Below are 20,428 nucleotides of genomic sequence, written 5' to 3' on the forward strand. Positions count from 1 at the left end.
TCGATCAGGCCTCGGAGCAGGCGGAGAGCGCCATCGTCGCCGATTTCCAGCGCAGCCACCGCAACGTGATCTCCCTGAGAATCGCCGCAGCCCACGGGCGACATGCGGGGGTCGACCTGGCGGTGAGGATGGCGTCCGGCCGTTTCATCACCGTTCTCGACGCCGCTGACCGGATGAGCGAGGATGCCTACCGGCTGTTGTCGGCAGCGCTGGAGCAGCATCCGGAGGCGATGATGGCTTACGGGGATACCTGCTTCACCACCGTCCCCCACGAGTGCTTCGCCAACCACACCAGTTACGGGAAGATGATGTGGCCGGATTACAACCAGCAGCAGCTTGCCCGGGCTTCCGAGGTGGCCCCGCACCCGATGTGGCGCAGAGAACTCCATGACACGGTGGGAGGGTTCGCCGCGACCGACGACGGGCTGCACGACCTGATGCTGAGGACGGCCGCCCGCTTCTCGATGCTGCACGTTCCTTCCTTCACCGGACTGCAGCTCTTCGCAGGGGAAACCGGACAGCACAGCGCGACGGCGGCAGCACAGCACCAGCACCGGGAGGCCCCGCCGCAGCAAGCCGCCGCTCCCCAGCCGGCGAAGATATCCATGCCGCAGCCCACACCCGAGCAGAACGCGGACGAGGCGTACCTGCAACTCCAGCACATGGTGAACGGAGATGACCAGCAGCAGGCCGCGCAGGCGCTGGAGAGGCACCTGGAGTGCTACCCCGGGCACGCCGTGGCCCACAACGACCTGGCCGCCACCTATTACCGCCTGGGAGAGAAGGAGAGATCGCTTAGCCATTATCGCCGCGCGGTAGAGCTGAGCCCGGAGGAGAGCACCTATCAGAAGAACCTTGCCGACATGCTGTACGTGGAGACGGGCGAGGTCAACGAGGCCATCGGCATCTACCTGGAACTGCACCGGAAAGATCCCCGCGACGTGGAGACGCTGCTCAACCTGGGCATCATCTCGGTCGGAGTCGGCCAGCCGGAGGAAGCGGAGTCCTTCCTGCAGAGGGCGCTAGAGATTGGATTTTAATGTTGGGCGGGATCTCGTTGTGGGAGATCACCGCGAGGTTGGGCAGGTAGCGTTCAGTCAGCTTCTTGACATGGCGCCGGATAGTCGGCGATGCCATCAAGACCGGCAGCGAGCCCGCCGAGTCGAACTGCTCGGCGTTGCGCCTGATGGCCTGCAGGATGCGCTGGGCCTGGTGGGGGTCGATGGCCAGGTAGCTCCCCTGCTCGGAGAGCTGCACCGCGTCGGCCACGGTCTCCTCGACCTCGCGCTCCATGGTAAGCACGCAGAGGGTGTCGTCCTCGCGCTTGTACTGCTCCACGATGTAGCGCCCCAGGCTCTGCCGCACGAACTCGGTCAGCATGTCGGGGTCCTTGGTGACCCCGCCGTAGTCGGCCAGGGTCTCCAGGATGGAGCGGAGGTCGCGGATGGAGACGTTCTCCTTCAACAGGTTCTTGACCACCCGCAGCACGGTGCCCAGGGAAAGCAGCGAGGGAACCAGCTCCTCCACCACCTTGGGGAGGGTGGCGGCGATGCCGTCCAAAAGCTGCTGCAGCTCCTGGCGCCCCACCAGCTCGTGGGCGTGTTTCTTGATGATCTCGCTGATGTGGGTAGCCAGGATGGTGGTGTTGTCCACCACCGTGTAACCCGACACCTGGGCGCGCTCCCGCTCTTTCCCCTTGATCCAGATGGCGGGGAGCCCGAAGACCGGCTCGGTGGTGCGGATGCCGTCCAACTGGCCGGTGGCCCCGCCAGAGTCCATGGCCAGGTACTGCCCGGAGAGCTCGCCGCCCCCCACTTTGGCGCCGTTGATCAGGATGTTGTACTCGTAGGGCTTCAGCTGCAGGTTGTCGTGGATGTGGATGGGGGGAACGATGAAGCCCATGCGGTCCGCCACCTGCTTCCTGATGGAGCGGATGCGGTCCAAAAGCTCCCCCTGCTGGTTGGCGTCCACCATGGGGACCAGGCCGTAGCCCACCTCCAGCTCCAGCATGTCCAGGGGCCTGATCGAGCTGATCTGGTCCAGCTCCTCGTCGGCCACCTGCGCCGCGGCCGCCTCCTCCACCTGCTCCACCTTCTTCTCGACCGCCAGCTTGGAGACCAGGTAGGCGATGCCGGAGAGAAGCAGGAAGGCGAAGTGGGGAAGCCCCGGGATGATGGCGAACAGGAAGAGCACGCCGGAGGCCACCATGAAGGCCTTCGGGTAGTTCAATAGCTGGCCGGCGATCTCGTGGCCGAAGTTGTTCTCGTCAGCCGATCGGGTCACGATGACGCCGGCCGCGGTGGAGATGATGAGCGCCGGCACCTGGGCGACCAGCCCCTCGCCGATGGTCAAAAGCGTGTAGTTGGAGAGGGCGTCGGTGAGCGGCATCCCCTTCTGCCAGACCCCGATCACGAAGCCCCCCACGATGTTGACCAGCATGATCATGATGCCGGCCACCGCGTCCCCGCGCACGAACTTGGAGGCACCGTCCATGGAGCCGTAGAAGTCGGCCTCGCGGGCGATGTTCTTCCTGCGGAGCTTGGCCTCCTTGTCGGTCAATAGCCCGTTGGAGAGGTCGGCGTCGATCGCCATCTGCTTGCCGGGCATGGCGTCCAGGGTGAACCTGGCGGCCACCTCGGCGACGCGCCCGGCGCCCTTGGTGATGACCACGAAGTTGATGATCACCAGGATCAGGAAGATGACCGCGCCCACCACGTAGTTGCCGCCCACCACGAACTGCCCGAAGGCCTTGATCACCCCGCCCGCCGCCTCGGTCCCCTCGTTGCCGTGCAAAAGGATGAGACGGGTGGAGGCGATGTTCAGGGCCAGCCTGAAGAGCGTGGTGACCAAGAGGATGGACGGGAAGACCGAGAAGTCGAGCGGCTGGATGGTGTAGAGGCAGACCAGCAGGATGACCAGGGCCATGGTGATGTTGGCCGCCAGGAAGAGGTCGAGCAGAAACGCCGGCAGCGGGATGATCATCAGGGACAGTATGCCGATCAGGGCTACCGCCAGGTAGATATCCGAATTTCTGCCGGCCGGGGCCGTCAGGGTATGCGCTGCGGTTGTGGACATACGGATAGCTTCCTCGCCAAAAGTGGGTTTTGCTGTGGCAGGTAGTGCAACCGGTATGCCATCCTCCGGGAAAGGCCGGGGCCGCCAAGGTGCAGCGGGGATGAGCGGGGAGATGAGAGTTCCGGGAGGGGTGAGCTGGAGGGATGCGGGAGGCCGCACACGTCATTTTAACCGATACGAGTCAACATTTTGACCTGGGCGACGCAGGTTACCACCCCGTTGAGACCAGTACCAGTGGCATTTTTTTGTTGTCAAAACCTCCGCAACCCGCTATGTTCTTTCAATTTTTTGGATGTGACTTCATGCTCGCCAGGCTCCTCGTAACATGCATGCTGCTGGTCGCCCTCTTGACCGGCTGCACCAGCTATCTCCCCCCCGGCAGTGTCCCCATCTCGCCGCTCTCCGAGCAGAACGTGAAAGTGGTGACCATCCCGCTCCCCGCCATCTCCGCCAATCCCAACGAGGGGATCACCTACGGCGCGCTGGCCGCCTTCCTGCTCCACAACGACAAGGACGAGGTCTGCACGCTGCTCGCGCCCCAGGTCAACTACAACGACCTCTACGGCACCACCGGCACCGTCTACGGGGCGTACTATCCCTCCCGCGACCGCAGCTACGAGTGGAACATCTCGCAGTCGGCCAAGATCAACTTCGATTACGAGCTGAGGCTGCGCGACCAGACCCTGATGGACAAGAAGCTGGAGCTGAACGCCTTCCTCTACACCTTCGCCGACGGCTCCGCCCGCTTCTACGGCTTCCAGGACAGCAAGAAGCAGATGGAGACCAACTACGCCGACCAGGAAACCGGCTTCACCGTCACGGCCGGCTATCCTCTCCCCTTCGACCATACCCAGGTCGTGTTCGGCGAGCGCCTGAGGATCGTGGACATCGATCCCGGCGCGGTCACCAGCGTCCCCTACATCCTCCCCCGGTTCGCCAACGTCCCCGGCGTCCACGGCTTCGTGGCGCACGCACAGTCGCTGGGCGTGGTTTACAACACGCTGGACTCCAACACCATGCCGACCACCGGCATCCGGCTCAAGGTCTCCATCGACAACAATGCCCAGGCCCTGGGGGGAAGCGCCGATTACCGTCACTACGACACCGAAGTGAAAGGATACCTTCCCCTCATGGACGCCCGCTTCATCAGCGTGGCCAGGTTCGAATACAGCCAGACCCTGGGCGAGGACGTCCCCTTCCTGGAGAGAAGCTCTTTGGGCGGCGAGAACACCCTCAGGGGGTACGGCCGCAACCGTTTTATCGACAGCAGCTTCCTGCTGCTCAACCTGGAGGAGAGGATCAGGCTGTTCCGGTGGGAGCTGTTCGGGGTGACCGCCGACTGGGAGATGGCCCCTTTCATCGACCTGGGGAGCGTGATGACCTCGCTGGTGGAGGCCAACTCCAGGGCGTTCCAGTTCAACCCCGGGCTGGGGCTGCGGGCCGTCATCCGCCCCAACATCGTGGGCCGCATCGACGTGGGGGTCGGCAAAGAGGGCCCCGCGGTATTCGTGGGGCTGGGATATCCGTTCTAGCCCGCCACCCGTCGTGGGGAAAATGTGACTATGGCAACATGGTCATAACGACGGGAGGTGTGCCATGGCGCGTACCGTATCCAAATCCCAGTTCAAGCCACGTTCGCTGGAATATTTCCGGAAGATAGAGCAGACCGGGGAGGAACTGATCATCACCGACCATGGTCGTCCCGTCCTGAAAGTCGTCCCCTACACACAGGACCCTGAGGCGTGCTTCCGGGGGTTGCGCAACACCGTCCTGGAATATCGTGATCCATTTGAGCCGGTTGCCGTCGATGAATGGGAAGCACTGAAGTGATCGTGCTGGATACCCACATCCTCCTCTGGTGGATCAACGATCCTTCCGTCTTGAGCGCCTCTGCAAAAACGGCAATCGACAGTGCCCTCCATGCCGGCTCCATCCGTGTCTCGACTATCAGCTCCTGGGAAATCGCCCTGCTGGTAGAGCGCCGGCGACTGAAACTCGCCCTCGATGTCCGCGACTGGCTTTGTCGCTGCGAAGCTCTCCCCTTCCTTTCCTTTGTGCCGATAACCAGCGCCATTGCCGTTGAGGCTGTCAGGCTGCCGGATTTCCCTCACCCCCATCCCGCCGATCGCATCATCGCCGCCACAGCGCTTTCGCTGGGGGCAGAACTCGTCACCAAAGACGACAAGCTGCGCAGCTACCCCCACCTGAAGACCATCTGGTAAAGCGCCCCCACACGCTCCGTCCTCGCAGTAAAAGGTGACTTCACCGCCATCCCCTATCAATTCGGTTATACTCACTCAGTATTAATACGAACTCATAACCGGAGTCGTTATGACATCTTATTCGAATGGCGCAAACGATTGCGAATACATCGTGGTCGGCTCGGGCGCGGGCGGGGGGACGGTGGCGGCGCGGCTGGCCGAGGCGGGGCATAGGGTGCTCCTGCTGGAGGCGGGTGGCGATCCTCGCGCACTCTCCGGCGGGGCACCCATCGAGCCGGGTCGGAACCGCCTGCCGGCCGACTACGACGTCCCCTGTTTCCACCCCTTCGCCTCCGAGAACGAGGCGATGAAGTGGGACTTCTTCGTCCGCCACTACGGCGACGATAAGCTGCAACGCTGCGACCCCAAGTACCTGGAGGAGTGGCAGGGCAAACGGGTGGAGGGGGTCCTCTACCCCCGGGCCGGCACCCTGGGAGGCTGCACCGCCCACAACGCCATGTTCTTCCTCTACCCCCACGATGCCGACTGGGACGGCATCGCCGCTCTCACCGGCGACTCCAGCTGGAGTGCCGAGCGGATGCGCGACTACTTCCAGCGTCTGGAAAACTGCCATCACCGCCCCTTCCAGCGCCTGCTGTCCAAGGTTGGCATCAACCCTTCCCGGCACGGCTTCAGCGGCTGGCTCAGCACCGAAAAAGCCATCCCCATGGTCCCCCTTTCCAATGCGGATCTGCTGGAGACGCTGCTGATGTCCACCGATGCCGCCATGGAGAACATCGGCAACCGCGCGGACCGGGTCCGCTGGCTGGCCCAGGGGCTGCTCGACCCTAACGACTGGCGGACGGTGAAGGAGAACGCCTTCGGCATCCGCTACATCCCGCTTTCCACCAGGAAGCACGGTCGGGCGGGGGCGCGCGAGAGGGCCCTGGAGGTGGTCGAGAGATACCCTGAGCGGCTGCGCATCGAGCTGAACACGCTCGCCACCCGCGTCATCCTGGATGAAAACGGACGTGCAATCGGAGTCGAATACCTGAAAGGGGAGCGGCTGTACCGGGCCAGTGGCCGGCCCAGCGAGATATCCGGCGAACCCGGCAGAGCGTATGCCTCGCGTGAGGTCATCCTCTCGGGCGGGGCCTTCAATACCCCGCAGTTGCTGATGCTGTCGGGGATCGGGCCGCGCCAGGAGCTCACCCGGCACGGCATCGAGGTAAAGGTCGATCTTCCGGGCGTCGGCAAAAACCTGCAGGACCGCTACGAAGTCGGCGTCGTCAGCCGTATGAACTTCGAGGCGTGGCACATCTTCCACGGTGCCCATTTCACCACCGACGACCCGCAGTACCGGGAATGGGAAGAGTACCGGATGGGTCCCTACATCACCAACGGCGCAACGCTCGCCCTCTTCAAGCGGTCAGCACCCGAGCGGCCGCTCCCCGATCTCTTCTGCGTCGCCTTCCTCGGCCGGTTCGAAGGTTATTACCCCAATTATTCCAGCCTCTTCGCCAAGGACCTCAACTGTTTGACCTGGGCCATCCTCAAAGGGCACACCAACAACCGGGCCGGCGAGGTCACCTTGCGCTCGGGCGACCCGCGGGACATGCCGGAGATAAACTTCCGCTACTTCGACGAGGGTACCGAGGACGGCAAGGAAGACCTGGACTCGGTGGTGGAAGGGATCCGCTTCGTCCGGAAACTGACCGAGCCGCTGGAGCGACAGGGACTGGTCGCCAAGGAAGAGATGCCGGGCAAGGAGGTAGAGAGTGAGGAGGAACTGAGGGATTTCGTGCGCGCCCACGCCTGGGGCCACCATGCCTCCTGCAGTTGCGCCATCGGGCCGCGGGATCAGCAGGGAGTCCTCGACAGCAACTTCCGCGTCTACGGCGTGCAAGGTCTGCGGGTGGTGGACGCCTCAATATTCCCGCGCATACCTGGCTTCTTCATCATGAGTTCGGTGTACATGGTGGGCGAGAAGGCCGCCGAGGCCATCCTGGCCGACGCGGCAGGGGCGCCAACCGCACCGCCGTCCTGATCCTGCCCCCTTTGGGCTATCCACCTTTTCCGGACACTCAAAAACTCTCCCTCCCCCTACGGGGGAGGGTAGGGGTGAGGGAAACCCCGCATCTTCGTGGATAGTCCCCTCACCCCGGCCTTCTCCCGCAGGGAGAGGGAGAGCTGGCAGAGGGGGATTGAGTTAGTGCACGTCCTTACCGGACAATGCTGGAGACAGAGGGATACCTTTTTGAATCCGTCAAAGCGGCTCCAGCTGTACTCTTTAACGGAGCTCAGACTGTCACAGCGGCCATCTCCCCTGGCCTATCAGCACCACCTCCCGCACCGCTGTTCTCACAGCTAAACCTTCTCCGTCACTGCCAACTCACACCCGCTGACATATCTCGCTTGACATCTGCGCAATCCAGTTTAATAGTTATTTTTAATTTAATTTTACACACGTTTATTGTCCGCTGTCATTCACACTGAACACCTTAAGGAGAGAGACCATGCCCTACACAGCATCGCAGCTTCTGGCAATGACCCAGCAGGAACTGGACGACCTTTTCTCAAAGAGTCCGGCAGGCGAGATCCCCAACGGTGAAGCGGACGGGACCGCCATCATCGCCCCCGGCACCAGCTTCAACTCAACCATCGCCTCCATCATCGAGATCTTCGGCTGGAAAGGGAAGACCTTCAACGCGGCAAAAGGAACCCTCACCAACCGGATCCTTCCTCTCGGAGTGAACGCCATCGTGGCCGAAGTCTACAAAGGGGAGAGCTGGTACGACAACAAGGAGTGCATCGTTCTGGACTACTCGAAAACGTCCATCGTTGCCAAACACATACGCGACGAGATCCGGCAGATAGCGCCGGGCACCTACCTCGGCATCGTGTTCTGGGACAAGGAGCGGACCATCCATTTCTCTCTGCAGTTCGGGAACAACTCGAGACCGTAAGAGGGCAGCGCCGGTTCCATAGCCGTCGGGGTGCGGCAACTCACGGAGCATTATATCCCCTCGCCCCCCGGGAGAGGGTGCCCGAAGGGCGGGTGAGGGAAGCCCGCATTCGGCAGGCAGCCTGCATGCGCAGAGTTCCCTCATCCCGACCCTCTAGGGGGAGGGAGGATATGAACAGCGCAAGGATCTTCGCCATGAGCAGAAATCCTGATCGTCCAGTACCCCATGCCAACACGGGGTCAGGCTTCCTGAACCTGATAGCGAACGCCTCCATGACCTTTGTCCACGTCGTCAGGCGCCTGGATCCCTTCGTGCGTCCCGCTTTCGACGCGCTCTTGCGCGATCCCATCGCCAGGGGGGTGACCGCGCTGATCAACGCGCAACGCAAGGATGACGGACTGAAGCTCGCCGAGGAGCGGATACAACCCGACGAGGAGGCGCATCTGGAGTCGATCATCTCCAGCTTCGACGTCCAGATGCGCGGGCTGTGGCAGCCGGGCCGCTTCGAACGGGGAGGCAACACCAAAACGCACGGCATCGTGCAGGGCGAGTTCATCGTTCACGAGAACCTCCCCGGGCAGTTCCGCCACGGCATCTTCGCCAAGCCCCGCACCTACCAGGCCTGGGTCAGGTTCTCCGGCCCCGGCCCCTACATCACGCCCGATATCGACGACGTCGGCTTCATGAGCATCAGCGTCAAGTTGATGGGTGTCCCGGGGCCCAAGCTGACCGACCAGGAGAAGCACACCCAGGACTTCCTGGGGGTGGTCACCCCGACCTTCGTCACCCCGGACACCAAGGCCAACGCCCAGTTGCAGATCCAGAGCCTGAAAAACGCACAGATCTTCTACTTCCTGAACCTGCATCATCCGCACGTGCTCGACCTGATCATGCAGTCCTTGTGGATCAAGACCCAGACGAGCCCCTTCGAGGCCCCCTACTTCAGCTGCGTTCCCTACCTTCTGGGAGAAGGGCAGGCCATGCAGTACTCCTTCTGGCCGAAGTGGCAGCACCGCACGCCGATCCCGAGGCTGCCGCTTCGCCCGCCGGATGACTACCTCAGAAACGCCATGGTTGCCGCTTTGGACAAAGGTGACGTGGAGTTCGACATGCGGCTGCAGTTGCAGACCGACCCGTTCCTGATGCCGATCGAGAACGCGGCGGTGCTCTGGCCGGAGAAGCTCTCGCCCAGGGTTTCGGTGGCGACCCTGCGACTGCCGCGTCAGAAGTTCGACTCGCCGGCCCAGCTCGATTTCGACCGGCGGCTCACCTTCACCCCTTGGCACTGCATCCCGGAGCACCGGCCGCTTGGCAACCAGAGCCGTGCGCGGCGCAGGATGTACGAGACCCTGGCCAAGTTGCGCCACACCATGAACAACGAGCCTTTCTACGAGCCGACCGGAGACGAGGTATTCGACCAGCCATGATGCCCCAATCCTCCTTCATGATCGTTGCCGACATCGACCGCAGGCAGGAAACGGCCCTGCGGCGGTTATTGGCGACCATGAACAGCGGGCCAGGGGTAGTGGATCCTTTCAACGCGCTGGTCCCCTTCGCCAGATTTGAAAATCTCCACTTCGCGCGCTTCGTCATCCTGGACGACGAGACCGCCAACGACATCACGGTCTACGGTCTGCCGCGCCCCGACTATCCCCTCTACCTGGTATTCCTGGGGGATGTGGATGGAGATGCCCACGATTTCCTTGAGCAACTGCTTGAGAAGGCAGGCGACGGTCTCCGGCAGATTTTCTCGCACTGCAAATCGTTCAATGGCACCACCGATCTCCTGGGGTGGATGATCGTCCGCCAGAAGGCTCCGGCAGCCAGCTATGTGAACTGGATCGGGAGAACTGCACGACAGGTCGACGAGGAGGAGGCGCTGCATCAGGCGCTTCAGCGTTACCTGCGTGAGCATGAGGCGTCATTGAGCACCCTGGCGCCACGCAAGCTTTACGAGACAGTGAGAAGCCATGTCGACGCGGAGCGGAGCGCCGGGCGGATCGTGCTGACACCGCGACCGCCCACGCCGATGGGATGGCGAGTGAAGAATCTCCTCCACCTGGTCGGGGTGCCGCTGCTACTGCTGCTGGCGCTCCCCTTCCTGCTCATCTACCTTCCCTTCTTCCTCGTCGAACTCCGCCGGCAGGAGAAAAGCGCCCCCGTCATCGCGCCGAGGGTCGATCCCGCCCACGCCGACCAACTCGCCTCGCAGGAAGACCGGGAGGTGACCAACCAGTTCACCGCGTTCGGGAGCCTCAAGCCCGGCTTCTTCCGGCTTTCCACCATCGCCTTCTTCTTCCTGTTGATCGATTACGCCGCCCGGCACGTCTTCAACCGGGGCCGGCTGGCTCGCGTAACCACCATCCACTTCGCCCGCTGGGTCTTCCTCGACAACCATAAGAGGGTACTGTTCGCCAGCAACTACGACGGCAGCCTGGAAAGCTACATGGATGATTTCATCAACAAGGTCGGCTTCGGGCTCAACCTCGCCTTCAGTAACGGCCTCGGCTATCCGAGGACCAACTGGCTGATTCTGGACGGCGCCAAGGACGAGCTCAACTTCAAGAGATATCTCCGGCGGCACCAGTTGCCGACCCAGGTCTGGTACAACGCCCACCCCGGCCTGACCGCCATGGACAAGCGCAGGAACATGCTGATCCGAGAGGGATTGGAGAAGTCCTCGATGAGTGATGCGCAAATCCAGCAGTGGCTCGACCTCTTCTAGAGATGCCAACTCGTAGCCTTGCCCCCTCCCCCTCCGGGGGAGGGTCGGGGTGAGGGAGAGTGGGCAGGAGCTTGATCCCTCACCCCTTCAGGGGAGAGGGGGGCCGAAGGCCGGTTGAGGGAGAGTCGGAAGAAAGAACGAGGTGACGGCAGCTATGACTGTATCGCCAGTCGATTACAAGGACATCCAGGGGATCGTCCGCTTCGGGTATCACAAACTCTCCGAAGCATGCTTCCTGTTGCTGAAGATCCGCCATGCCGGAGCCGCGCGCGCCTGGCTGGCCGAGGCACCGGTTTCGACCGCGGAAACGTTGTCATCTCCCCCTGAAACTGCCCTGCAGGTGGCGTTCAGCGCGGAAGGGCTGCGGACGCTGGGGGTCCCGCAGGATATCTTGGGAGGCTTTTCGCCGGAGTTCCTCGCCGGGATGGCTGGTCACGAAAGCCGCTCCCGTCGCCTTGGTGATGTGGGGGCCAACGCGCCGCAAAACTGGCAGTGGGGGGGAGCGGGCAAAACGGTGGACCTGGTGATCATGTTGTACGCCCAACCAGGCCGCCTCCAGGTCTGGATGGAGCAACTGCAAACCGCCACCTGGAAGGATGCCTTCGAGGTGCTGGACTGTCTCACCACCTCCGACCTGGACGGGATCGAACCGTTTGGATTCGCCGACGGTATCAGCCAGCCGACCATCGACTGGGAGCGGCAACTGCCTACCGGCAAGGACCGGCTCTCCTATGAAAACCTGGCCTCCCTGGGCGAATTTCTGCTTGGATATCCCAATGAGTACGGCAGATACACCGACCGCCCCTTGCTCGATCCTGCCCAGCCCCAAGCCGGCCTGCTCCCCGAAGCAGAAGATGTACCCGATAAACGCGACCTTGGGCGAAACGGAAGCTACCTGGTGTTCCGGCATCTGCAGCAGGACGTCCGCGGCTTCTGGCGTTTCCTTGATGCAAAGACCGGCTCCGATCCGAGAGCACGGGAGGCCCTGGCGGAAAAGATGGTCGGCCGGAAGATGAACGGCGATCCGCTGGTGTCCCATTCCATCGCACCCATCGAAGGTGTCGACAAGGCAGACTTCGTGAAAAACGGTTTCACCTACGATGCCGACCCCAGGGGTACCCGTTGCCCCTTCGGCGCACATATTCGGCGGGCCAACCCGCGCAACCCCGATCTGCCCGGCCACCCGGAGGGGCTGATCGCCAAACTGCTCCGAACGCTGGGTTTCGGGGCCAAGGCGTTTCGCGATGACGTGGAGGCCTCCGCCCGTTTCCATCGCCTGCTGAGGCGTGGGAGGGAATACGGACCGGGGCTTTCTCCCGAGCAGGCGGTGGCGGATGTCCCGGATACCGGCGAGCATGGCATCCACTTTATCTGCCTTGCCGCCAACATCCTCCGCCAGTTCGAGTTTGTCCAGAACGCCTGGGTGATGAACACCAAGTTCAATGCCCTGACCGAGGAGAGCGATCCCCTGCTCGGCAACCGGGAAAAGGTCACGGGGAACCCGGTGACGGACACCTTCTCGGTGCCCAAGGAAAACGGGCTGCCCGAGCGTCTGACAGATCTGCCGCAGTTTGTGACGGTGCGGGGAGGAGGCTACTTCTTCCTCCCCAGCCTGAGCGCCCTGCGCTATTTCTCCCGACTAAGCTAACTGACCCGTCCGACATCCCCTCTCCCGAAGGGGGAGGGCTAGGGAGGGGGAGCTCACTCCCATTTCAGGACGCGGCCTCCCCTCCATTGAGACATTGCTCCCCCCACCCGACCTCCCCCCTCCGGGAGGAGGAGAGCCGGTAAAGGAGGTTTCAGATGATGACACTAGTTCGTCGTACCTGTCTTCTGTGCGGCCTCATCGCCGCCCTCTCGGTCATCGGCTGCAATAAAGGACCGCAAACCGGTTATGTCAAGGATGAGGCCCGCCTCGCCGGCCGGGAGGCATCTTCCTTCCCCGCCGCCGACGAGGATTACTTCCACGACATGGACGGCGGTATCCAGCTTTCGCCGGAGGAGATCAAGGGGCGCAACATGTGGCTCGTCTGGACCGGCGGCGAGGACAAGTTCTGGGACACCCTTTCCGTCACCAGCATGGGGACCGTCGACCTGCTGAAAACGATCTCCTCCTATCCCGGGCTAGCCGGCTCGCGCGCCAACCGCTGGAACTACATGGGCCTGGTCAACGAGCCCTGCTTCAAGCAGGCCACCGGTCCCGATCCCAACCGTTTCGGGCTCTGGCTTGACGCGCGCGACCCGGCCTGCCCCGCCGACCCCTTCGAGAACGAGCAGAAGTATCCAGGCGTGAAGATCGGAGCACGCGGCAAGAACCTGCCCATCGGTTCCTACTACGGCTACGCCACCGGGGTGGTCGGTCTTCGCCTCTTCCCCAATCCCGACTTCGACGAAGCAGCGGCCAAAAGATGGGACCCGAAGCGCTACTACACCGATCCTTCCTATTACAACGATAAGAAGCTGATCAAGCCGTACCGCGTCGCCATGTCCTGCGCCTTCTGCCATGTCGGTCCCAGCCCGGTAAAGCCGCCGGACGATCCCAACAACCCGAAGTGGGAGAACATCTGCTCCAACGTGGGCGCCCAGTACTTCTGGGTCTCGCGCGTACTGGCCTGGAAACACGACCTGACGAACTTCCCGCTCCAGCTCTTCTACACCTCGCGACCCGGCACGCTGGACACCTCGCTCATCTCCAGCGACAACATCAACAACCCGCGCACCATGAACTCGGTCTACGCCTTTGGTGCGCGCATGGCGATGGCCCAGCGCTGGGGCAAGGAGACGCTTGCCGGCGGCGGCCTGAACAACAAGCAGCTGAACGACTTCATCAAATCGGGGCCGCTCACCCAATTTTTCCAAGCCCCCGACACGGTCTACACCCCGCGCGTCCTCAAGGACGGCTCCGACTCGGTCGGCGTGCTGGGCGCCTTGAACCGCGTCTACCTCAACATCGGCCTGTTCAGCGAGGAATGGCTGCTCCATTTCCGCGCCCTGGTCGGCGGCCAGACCATCACCCCCATCAAGATCGCCGACGCCAACCGGAACTCGGCGTACTGGGAAGCGACCCAGCAGCAGACCCCCAACATGGCTCTCTTCTTCCTGAACCCCAAGGTGACCAAGCCCCATCATTTGCAGGAGGCACCGGGAGGGGCGGCATACCTCAGTACTGACCGTGCCACCCTGCAACGAGGGAAGATCGTCTTTGCCGAGCGCTGCGCACGTTGCCACTCGAGCAAACTGCCGACGCCCGCCCCGGGACTCGATCCCGGCGGCTGCTCCGGGAAGGATTACCTCGCCTGCTGGAATAAGTACTGGGAATGGACCAAAACTGAAGATTTCAAAGCGAAGATGAGGACCATCGTGCTGCAGCCCGATTTCCTCGACAACAACTTCCTCTCCACCGATCAGCGCGTGCCGGTCACCCTGCTGCAGACCAACGCCTGCAGCCCCCTGGCGACCAACGCCATCGCCGGCAACATCTGGGACAATTTCTCCGCGCAGACCTACAAGGACCTCCCCTCAGTCGGGACCATCACCGTCTACGACCCGTACAACGGGCAGCCTCTTTCCTACAAGATGCCGGCCGGCGGGCGTGGCTACACGCGCCCCGCTTCCCTGGCCAGCCTCTGGTCGTCGGCCCCCTTCCTCCTCAACAACTCGGTGGGGCTGTTCGATCCAAGGCCGTCGGTGGAGGGACGGATGCACTCCTTCCAGAATTCCATCGAGCAGATGCTCTGGCCGGAAAAACGCGCCAAGGACCTCCTGCTTCCGGACAAGGTGCCGGGGTTGATGGATCGGACCACCGAGACGAGTTACATCCGGATCGCGACCGGATTCCTGCCCGACTATCTGAAACCGCTCATCGAACCGGGGCAGCGGTGGCTGCCGGCCTTCTTCGACTACGACGGGTTGGTGCTGGGGCCGATTCCGAAGGGGACGCCGATCAACCTGCTGGCGAACCTGGATCTGAAGGGAGAGGGATTAGTGGGGGAGGCGAAACTGAAGCACGAGAAGAGGGTGTTCGCGCTGCTGATCAAGATGAAGCATGACCTCGCCGAGCTGGCGGTGCATCCCGACGAAGCAAAGAACCGCCGGGTCTTCGCCAACCTGGTGCCCGACCTGTTCGCGTTGAGCAAATGCCCGGATTTCGTCGTCAATCGCGGCCACTACTTCGGCACCAGCTTCTTCGCCGAAGAGCCACCGCTGACCGATCCCGACAAGCGGGCGCTGATCGAGTTCCTCAAGACGTTTTAGCCTATTGCCGTTCCGCGGTGGTCACTTTCAATTGACCTTCAGTCAGCTTTAGTTTACATTTTGCAGTGTAAACTAAAGCTGACTGGAGACAAACGATGATAGCCACAGCAAAAGAGCTCAGGTTCCACTCCAAGGAACTATTGGACACCGTCAACAGGGGTGAAGAGGTCATCATAACGTTTCGGGGACGACCTTGCGCCAAACTGGTTCCTTATTCCGAACCGGGCAGCAAAGCAGAAAAAAGTGAACTCTTTGGCATCTGGAAGGACCGTGAAGAGACTGCCGATGTTGATGCATATGTGAGAAACCTGAGAAAGGGAAGATTCTAAATGCTGCTGGTCGATTCGGATGTTCTGATCTGGTATATGCGGGGCAATGAAAGGGCCTACGATTTCATCGAAGGCTTAGCGGGGTTCTCAATCTCCGTCATTACCTACATGGAACTTGTCCAAGGTATGCGAAATAAGAGGGAACTATACAAACTGCGACAGTCCCTTCACCGGTGGAACGCTAGGATCGTCTACTTGACGGAGGAAATTTCAGCTAAAGCCATGTTCTTTGTTGAACAACGTTATCTCAGCCATTCTGTCGAGATAGCTGACGCCTTAATTGGGGCATCTGCTGTAGCCTGCGGTTTTCCTCTGTTAACAGGGAATGACAAGCACTACAAAGCGATGAGCGGAGTCGAGATCAAGAAATTCTCCCCTTAAACACACTCCCCTGCCGGCTTCCCCTTCTTTTCAACTCGTTATCGATGCAGTTAAGCACCTCGAACTTGTGCAGCGACCAGAGCGGGGCGATCAGATCCTGGCGATTGCCGTCGCCGGTCAGGCGCTGCACGACGATCTTCGGATCCAGCCGCTCCAGGTAATCGCAGACCAATCCTACGTACCGATCACGATCCATTTCCCGCACCTCTCCTTGCTGGTACTGGTCCGCCAGCCTCGTCCCGCGCATCACGTGGAGCAGATGAAGCTTCACCCCGTCCACGCCGATCCCGTTCAGAAACTCGGCCCCCGCCAGCATCTCCTCCCGGCTCTCACCCGGCAGCCCCAGGATCACATGGGCGCAGACCCTGATCCCCCGCTTCTTGCATTCCTCCACCGCCGTTGTGAAGGAGGCGACGTCGTGCCCCCTGCCGATAGCGGAAAGGGTCCGGTCCAGCGGCGACTGCAGGCCCAGTTCCAGCCAGAAGTAGCAGCGTTCGGCATATGAGGCGAGGAGATCGAGAGTATCCGGGGGGAGGCAGTCCGGCCTGGTACCAACTATGAGCCCAACCACGTCCGGGACGGAGAGAGCTTCGTCGTAAAGAGCTTTGAGGTGATCGACCGGGGCGTAGGTGTTGGAGTAGGACTGGAAGTAGGCGATGAAACGGGAAGCCTTGTACTTACGGACCATCACTTCCTTGGCGTGTTCGAGCTGTTCCGCCACACCGGCGCCGCGCAGGATGCCATACGATCCGGAGCCCTTGCCGCCGCAGAAGATGCACCCCTCCGAGCCGAGGCTGCCGTCGCGGTTGGGGCAGGTAAATCCGGCATCAACCGAGAGCCTCTGCACCTTGCAGCCGAAGACCCGTTTCAACTCATCCGAAAAAGCGTTGTAACGATGCATCCATCCTCCAGCCTCCTCTTCTATCACATCTGCAGGGAAATAGGGAACCGTCTGTACGTAAGCTTTTTCGGCTCCCTCCGCTGGAGTTATGGCAGCCACAGTTCTCGCGTCACGGCTGAACAAGGAGTATTTCGCCGCTTATTGTGTAGCTTCGGCAACCCGCTATCGCAGGCAAAAGGGTTATGGCCAGCAAGAAGTCGGAGAAGTTCCACTTCGCGATGATGTTATCCGCGGCGTTCCCCCCCAGGCTGTTGAGATGTGACTTGACCACGGGAAGAACCAGATCACTATCGGACCATTCCTGAACGTAGAGGCCGCACGCGGTACTATCCTCGGTGAACTTGCCGAGGAATTTGAGTTTGCCGTTGTTCGCTGCCGCCTGAACCTGGGCTTTGGAGTACTTTTCCGAATAGAAGCCGTTGCCAAGTACGTAGGGCATTGATGGTGCACAGGCAGAGGTCATCATGGCTATCAGCACCGCCACCACGGCACAGCGTCCCAATCCCCAAATACGCATGCTCACCTCCCAAAAGCTGGCATCTTCAGTACGGTCTAAGCTGCTCGCCGCTGCCGATGTGCCAGTGCAGATGCTTGGAGGACTGGTAATCCCCCAGGTTGGTATAGACTCGGGCTGCCCCGAAACGGGCCATGAAATCACCGGCGATCATCTTCGCAGTCCGCATCAGCTCCAGCAGCAGATCGTTGTCGGCTTCCTCCAAGGCGAGGAGGGATTCGATGTGCTTCTTGGGAAGCAGGACGACGTGGTTCTCCCAGAGAGGGTTGGTGTGGTGAAAGGCGAAGACCTGGTCGTTTTCGAAATAAACGGGAACGCTCAGTTCGCCTGTGAGGATCTTACCGCAATAAAAATCACAGCTGGGTTCTGGCATAGTTGATTTTCCTTTATGAAGGTTGAACGGCATGAGCATACGTACTTGAGGGTTTGCTTGCAAGAGGTAAAAGAAGGGATTGCGCCCGTCGCCTAAACCCTGTATTTTCAAAGGCTATGCAAAAGTCTTTTACAGCCAATGCCATCGAGCAGATGCGAGATGCTATCCGCCAAGCCGACGGCAATGAAGTCTTTTTCCTGGGTCGTACCGATGAAGCTCGCGTGGTCGTGGAGGTCGAGGCCCTCGCCCGCGGCAACCGCGACGCGGTCCCTGCCATCATGATCGCCTGCACCTTCGGCGACGTCGTGATCCACAACCACCCCTCCGGTAACCTCACCCCCTCCCAGGCCGACGTGGAAATCGCCTCGCTGCTCGGCAACCAGGGTGTCGGCTTCTACATCGTCGATAACCAGGCCCAGCGCTGTAACCAGGTCGTCGCCCCTTTCCAGCGCAAGAACGTGGAACGCCTCTCCTATGCGGAGATCGAAGATTTCTACGCACCCGAAGGAGTCCTCTCCAGGAAGCTTCCGGGATACGAGCACCGGACTGAGCAGACCCGGATGGCCGTTACGGTTGCCGAGGCGTTCAACGAGGAGCGGGTCGACGTCATCGAGGCGGGCACCGGGACGGGAAAATCTTTGGCGTACCTGCTGCCGGCAGCCCTCTGGTCGGTCCGCAACAAGGAGCGGGTGGTGGTCTCCACCAACACCATCAACCTCCAGGAGCAGCTGGTCCAGAAGGATATCCCCTTCCTGCAGCAACATGCCGAGGTGAAATTCCGGGCGGTGCTGGTGAAGGGGCGCGGCAACTACCTCTGCCTGCGCAAGCTCTACGTGAACGCCGCCGACTCCTCTCTTTTCAAGGACGAGACCGCCGTGGAACTGGACGCCATCGTCTCGTGGAGCAAGCAGACCGAAGACGGCTGCCGCAGCGACCTCTCCTTCATCCCCAAGGATGAGGTGTGGGAGGAGCTTTGCTGCGAGGCGGACCAGTGCAGTCGCGTGAAATGCGCCTACTACGCACGCTGCTTCTTCTACAAGGCACGTCGCGAGGCCGCTGGCGCCGACCTCCTGGTGGTCAACCACGCCCTGCTGATGGCCGACCTCTCGGTGCGCCAGGAGACCGGCTACGACAACACCGCCATCCTTCCTCCGTTCACCCGCCTGATCTTCGATGAAGGACACCACCTCGAGGATGTCGCCACCAACTTCCTCTCCAGCCAGGTCTCCCGCCTTGCCTTGGTGAAGCTGTTCGGCAAGCTGCAGCACCCGAAGAAGGCGCACCGCGGCGTGCTGCCCCAGCTCTCCACCCAACTTGCCGCCGCAGTCCCCGAGGAGCAGGACGACCTCTACCTGGAACTCGCCGAGGTGCTGGAGGGGAAACTGATCCCGAAGCGAGTCGCCGTGCTGAACTCGGTCACGCGCGGGATGGACGCGATCGCCGATGCCCTGCTGAAATACCTGAAGAAGGACGGTTTCGAGCAGAAGCTGCGGTTGATCCCTTCCACCTACAGCACCCCGCTTTGGACCGAGGTGATCGTGCACGTCGAGGAGATGTGCAAGGAACTCGGTGACTACGCCGTGAATATCCAGGCCTTCCTGAAAGGATGCGGGAGGCTTTCGGACAAAATCCTGGAAAAGCTGGCAGGCCCGCTCACCGATCTCCACGGGATACAGGGAAGGCTCGAATTGACCGTGGAGGCCTTGCGGTTTTTCACCGCCCGTGACGAGGATTTCTGCCGCTGGTTCGAGCTGAAGAAGGGTCCGGTTGCCAAGCTCTGCTCCTCGCCGCTGGAAGTTGCCGACTCGATTCGCAAGGCGATCCTCGACAAGTTCAAAACCGTGGTGGTTACTTCGGCAACCCTCGCGGTGGGTGAGAAATTCGATTTTCTGAAGCGAAGGACAGGTATTGATCTGCTGGTCAAGGAAAGGGTCGCTGAACTGCTGCTCCCTTCTCCGTTCGACTATGCCAAGCAGGCCTTCGTGGCGGTCCCCTCCGACATGCCGGAGCCGACCTCCCCGATGTTCGAGGCACGCCTGTGCGAGCACCTGCTGAAGGCGCTCAAGATCTCGCAGGGGCGCGCCTTCGTGCTGTTCACCTCCTACGACCTGCTGATCAAGGTCAGCAACAGGCTGAACGGGCCGCTCAAGGCGGCCGGCCTGACCCCGATGCGCCAGGGTGACACCAACCGCCACCTCCTTCTGACCAGGTACCGGACCGCCGTCAATCCGGTTCTCTTCGGCACCGATTCGTTTTGGGAGGGGGTGGACGTACAGGGGAAAGGGCTGGAACTGGTAGTGATCACCAGGCTCCCCTTCCGAGTCCCCACCGAGCCGATCCTGGAGGCGAGGAGCGAGCACATTACAGCGATGGGGGGCGATCCCTTCATGAGCTACACGGTGCCGCAGGCGGTCATCAAGTTCAAGCAGGGCTTCGGGAGATTGATCAGGAGCAAGGAGGACCGCGGCGCCGTGCTGATCCTCGACTCGCGGGTGCTGACCAAGAACTACGGCAAGGTTTTCCTCACTGCGCTGCACGGGGTGACCGTGGTGAAGGGAGCCGAGGAAACGCTCTGTGAGCAGCTGGAAGCCTTCTTCGGGCCGATGTAGATAGGAGTCAGTTTCCCCTCGCCCCCTCGGGGGAGAGGGGGCAGGGGTGAGGGCGGGGGCTGAAGGGGCGAGGGTATATCGGCTCTAGTAGGACGATACC

Annotated in this window: 17 protein-coding genes; 13 read left to right on the forward strand and 4 right to left on the reverse strand. The window is 61.6% G+C overall.

Features of this window, described 5'->3' with window-relative positions:
- The coding region (locus tag VJ604_RS01140) for a tetratricopeptide repeat protein (protein ID WP_324079544.1) at positions 1–1,040 on the forward strand (1,040 nt) is incomplete at its 5' end.
- Here VJ604_RS01140 and flhA read toward each other — a convergent pair.
- Positions 967–3,075, reverse strand: coding sequence for a flagellar biosynthesis protein FlhA (flhA, locus tag VJ604_RS01145; RefSeq protein WP_324079545.1), 2,109 nt, complete (start codon positions 3,073–3,075; stop codon positions 967–969). The two genes, VJ604_RS01140 and flhA, sit on opposite strands and share 74 nt — an antisense overlap.
- A 302-nt stretch (positions 3,076–3,377) precedes the next feature.
- Between flhA and VJ604_RS01150 the strand changes: the two genes are divergently transcribed.
- The 11 genes from VJ604_RS01150 (at position 3,378) to VJ604_RS01200 (ending at position 15,931) form a co-directional block, all read left to right on the forward strand.
- Entirely contained in the window at positions 3,378–4,607 is a 1,230-nt protein-coding gene (locus VJ604_RS01150; protein ID WP_324079546.1) for a BamA/TamA family outer membrane protein, read from the forward strand.
- Positions 4,608–4,671: 64 nt separating this feature from the next.
- Positions 4,672–4,905 (forward strand): type II toxin-antitoxin system Phd/YefM family antitoxin, encoded by a 234-nt coding sequence (locus tag VJ604_RS01155; protein ID WP_324079547.1) that lies wholly within the window; start codon positions 4,672–4,674, stop codon positions 4,903–4,905.
- Positions 4,887–5,297 (forward strand): type II toxin-antitoxin system VapC family toxin, encoded by a 411-nt coding sequence (locus VJ604_RS01160; protein ID WP_324079548.1) that lies wholly within the window; start codon positions 4,887–4,889, stop codon positions 5,295–5,297. The genes VJ604_RS01155 and VJ604_RS01160 overlap by 19 nt, the downstream gene beginning before the upstream one ends.
- 109 nt (positions 5,298–5,406) lie before the next feature.
- Positions 5,407–7,323, forward strand: a complete 1,917-nt coding sequence (locus VJ604_RS01165) for a GMC family oxidoreductase (RefSeq protein ID WP_324079549.1) — start codon at positions 5,407–5,409, stop codon at positions 7,321–7,323.
- Between the two features lie 469 nt (positions 7,324–7,792).
- Complete coding sequence (locus VJ604_RS01170) at positions 7,793–8,242, forward strand: hypothetical protein (protein WP_324079550.1); 450 nt, start codon at positions 7,793–7,795, stop codon at positions 8,240–8,242.
- Between the two features lie 170 nt (positions 8,243–8,412).
- A complete protein-coding gene (locus tag VJ604_RS01175) occupies positions 8,413–9,669 on the forward strand; it encodes a catalase family protein (RefSeq protein ID WP_324079551.1) in 1,257 nt (418 codons plus the stop codon).
- Positions 9,666–10,967: a hypothetical protein gene (locus VJ604_RS01180; protein WP_324079552.1), complete on the forward strand. Its 1,302-nt coding sequence runs from the start codon at positions 9,666–9,668 to the stop codon at positions 10,965–10,967. The genes VJ604_RS01175 and VJ604_RS01180 overlap by 4 nt, the downstream gene beginning before the upstream one ends.
- Before the next feature lie 154 nt (positions 10,968–11,121).
- The gene (locus tag VJ604_RS01185) at positions 11,122–12,615 is read left to right on the forward strand and encodes a Dyp-type peroxidase (protein WP_324079553.1); all 1,494 of its coding nucleotides are present in this window, start codon (positions 11,122–11,124) and stop codon (positions 12,613–12,615) included.
- A 155-nt stretch (positions 12,616–12,770) separates the two neighbouring features.
- Positions 12,771–15,221 (forward strand): hypothetical protein, encoded by a 2,451-nt coding sequence (locus VJ604_RS01190; protein WP_324079554.1) that lies wholly within the window; start codon positions 12,771–12,773, stop codon positions 15,219–15,221.
- Positions 15,222–15,316: 95 nt separating this feature from the next.
- Positions 15,317–15,550 (forward strand): type II toxin-antitoxin system Phd/YefM family antitoxin, encoded by a 234-nt coding sequence (locus VJ604_RS01195; RefSeq protein WP_324079555.1) that lies wholly within the window; start codon positions 15,317–15,319, stop codon positions 15,548–15,550.
- A complete protein-coding gene (locus VJ604_RS01200; protein ID WP_324079556.1) occupies positions 15,551–15,931 on the forward strand; it encodes a type II toxin-antitoxin system VapC family toxin in 381 nt (126 codons plus the stop codon).
- On the opposite strand, the gene mnmL is transcribed toward VJ604_RS01200, so the two are convergent.
- From mnmL to VJ604_RS01215, 3 genes are all read right to left on the reverse strand, one after another.
- Positions 15,912–16,832 carry a tRNA modification radical SAM protein MnmL/YtqA gene (gene mnmL / locus VJ604_RS01205; protein ID WP_324079557.1) on the reverse strand — a complete coding sequence of 307 codons (921 nt, stop codon included), beginning with the start codon at positions 16,830–16,832 and terminating at the stop codon, positions 15,912–15,914. The genes VJ604_RS01200 and mnmL overlap by 20 nt on opposite strands.
- Before the next feature lie 109 nt (positions 16,833–16,941).
- A complete protein-coding gene (locus VJ604_RS01210) occupies positions 16,942–17,349 on the reverse strand; it encodes a hypothetical protein (RefSeq protein WP_324079558.1) in 408 nt (135 codons plus the stop codon).
- A 25-nt stretch (positions 17,350–17,374) separates the two neighbouring features.
- Positions 17,375–17,719, reverse strand: a complete 345-nt coding sequence (locus VJ604_RS01215) for an HIT domain-containing protein (RefSeq protein WP_324079559.1) — start codon at positions 17,717–17,719, stop codon at positions 17,375–17,377.
- 116 nt (positions 17,720–17,835) lie between these two features.
- Between VJ604_RS01215 and VJ604_RS01220 the strand changes: the two genes are divergently transcribed.
- Positions 17,836–20,328 (forward strand): helicase C-terminal domain-containing protein, encoded by a 2,493-nt coding sequence (locus VJ604_RS01220; protein WP_324079560.1) that lies wholly within the window; start codon positions 17,836–17,838, stop codon positions 20,326–20,328.
- The last annotated feature ends 100 nt before the right edge of the window (positions 20,329–20,428 follow it).

This window comes from Geomonas sp. (assembly GCF_035254065.1).
GTDB lineage: Bacteria > Desulfobacterota > Desulfuromonadia > Geobacterales > Geobacteraceae > Geomonas.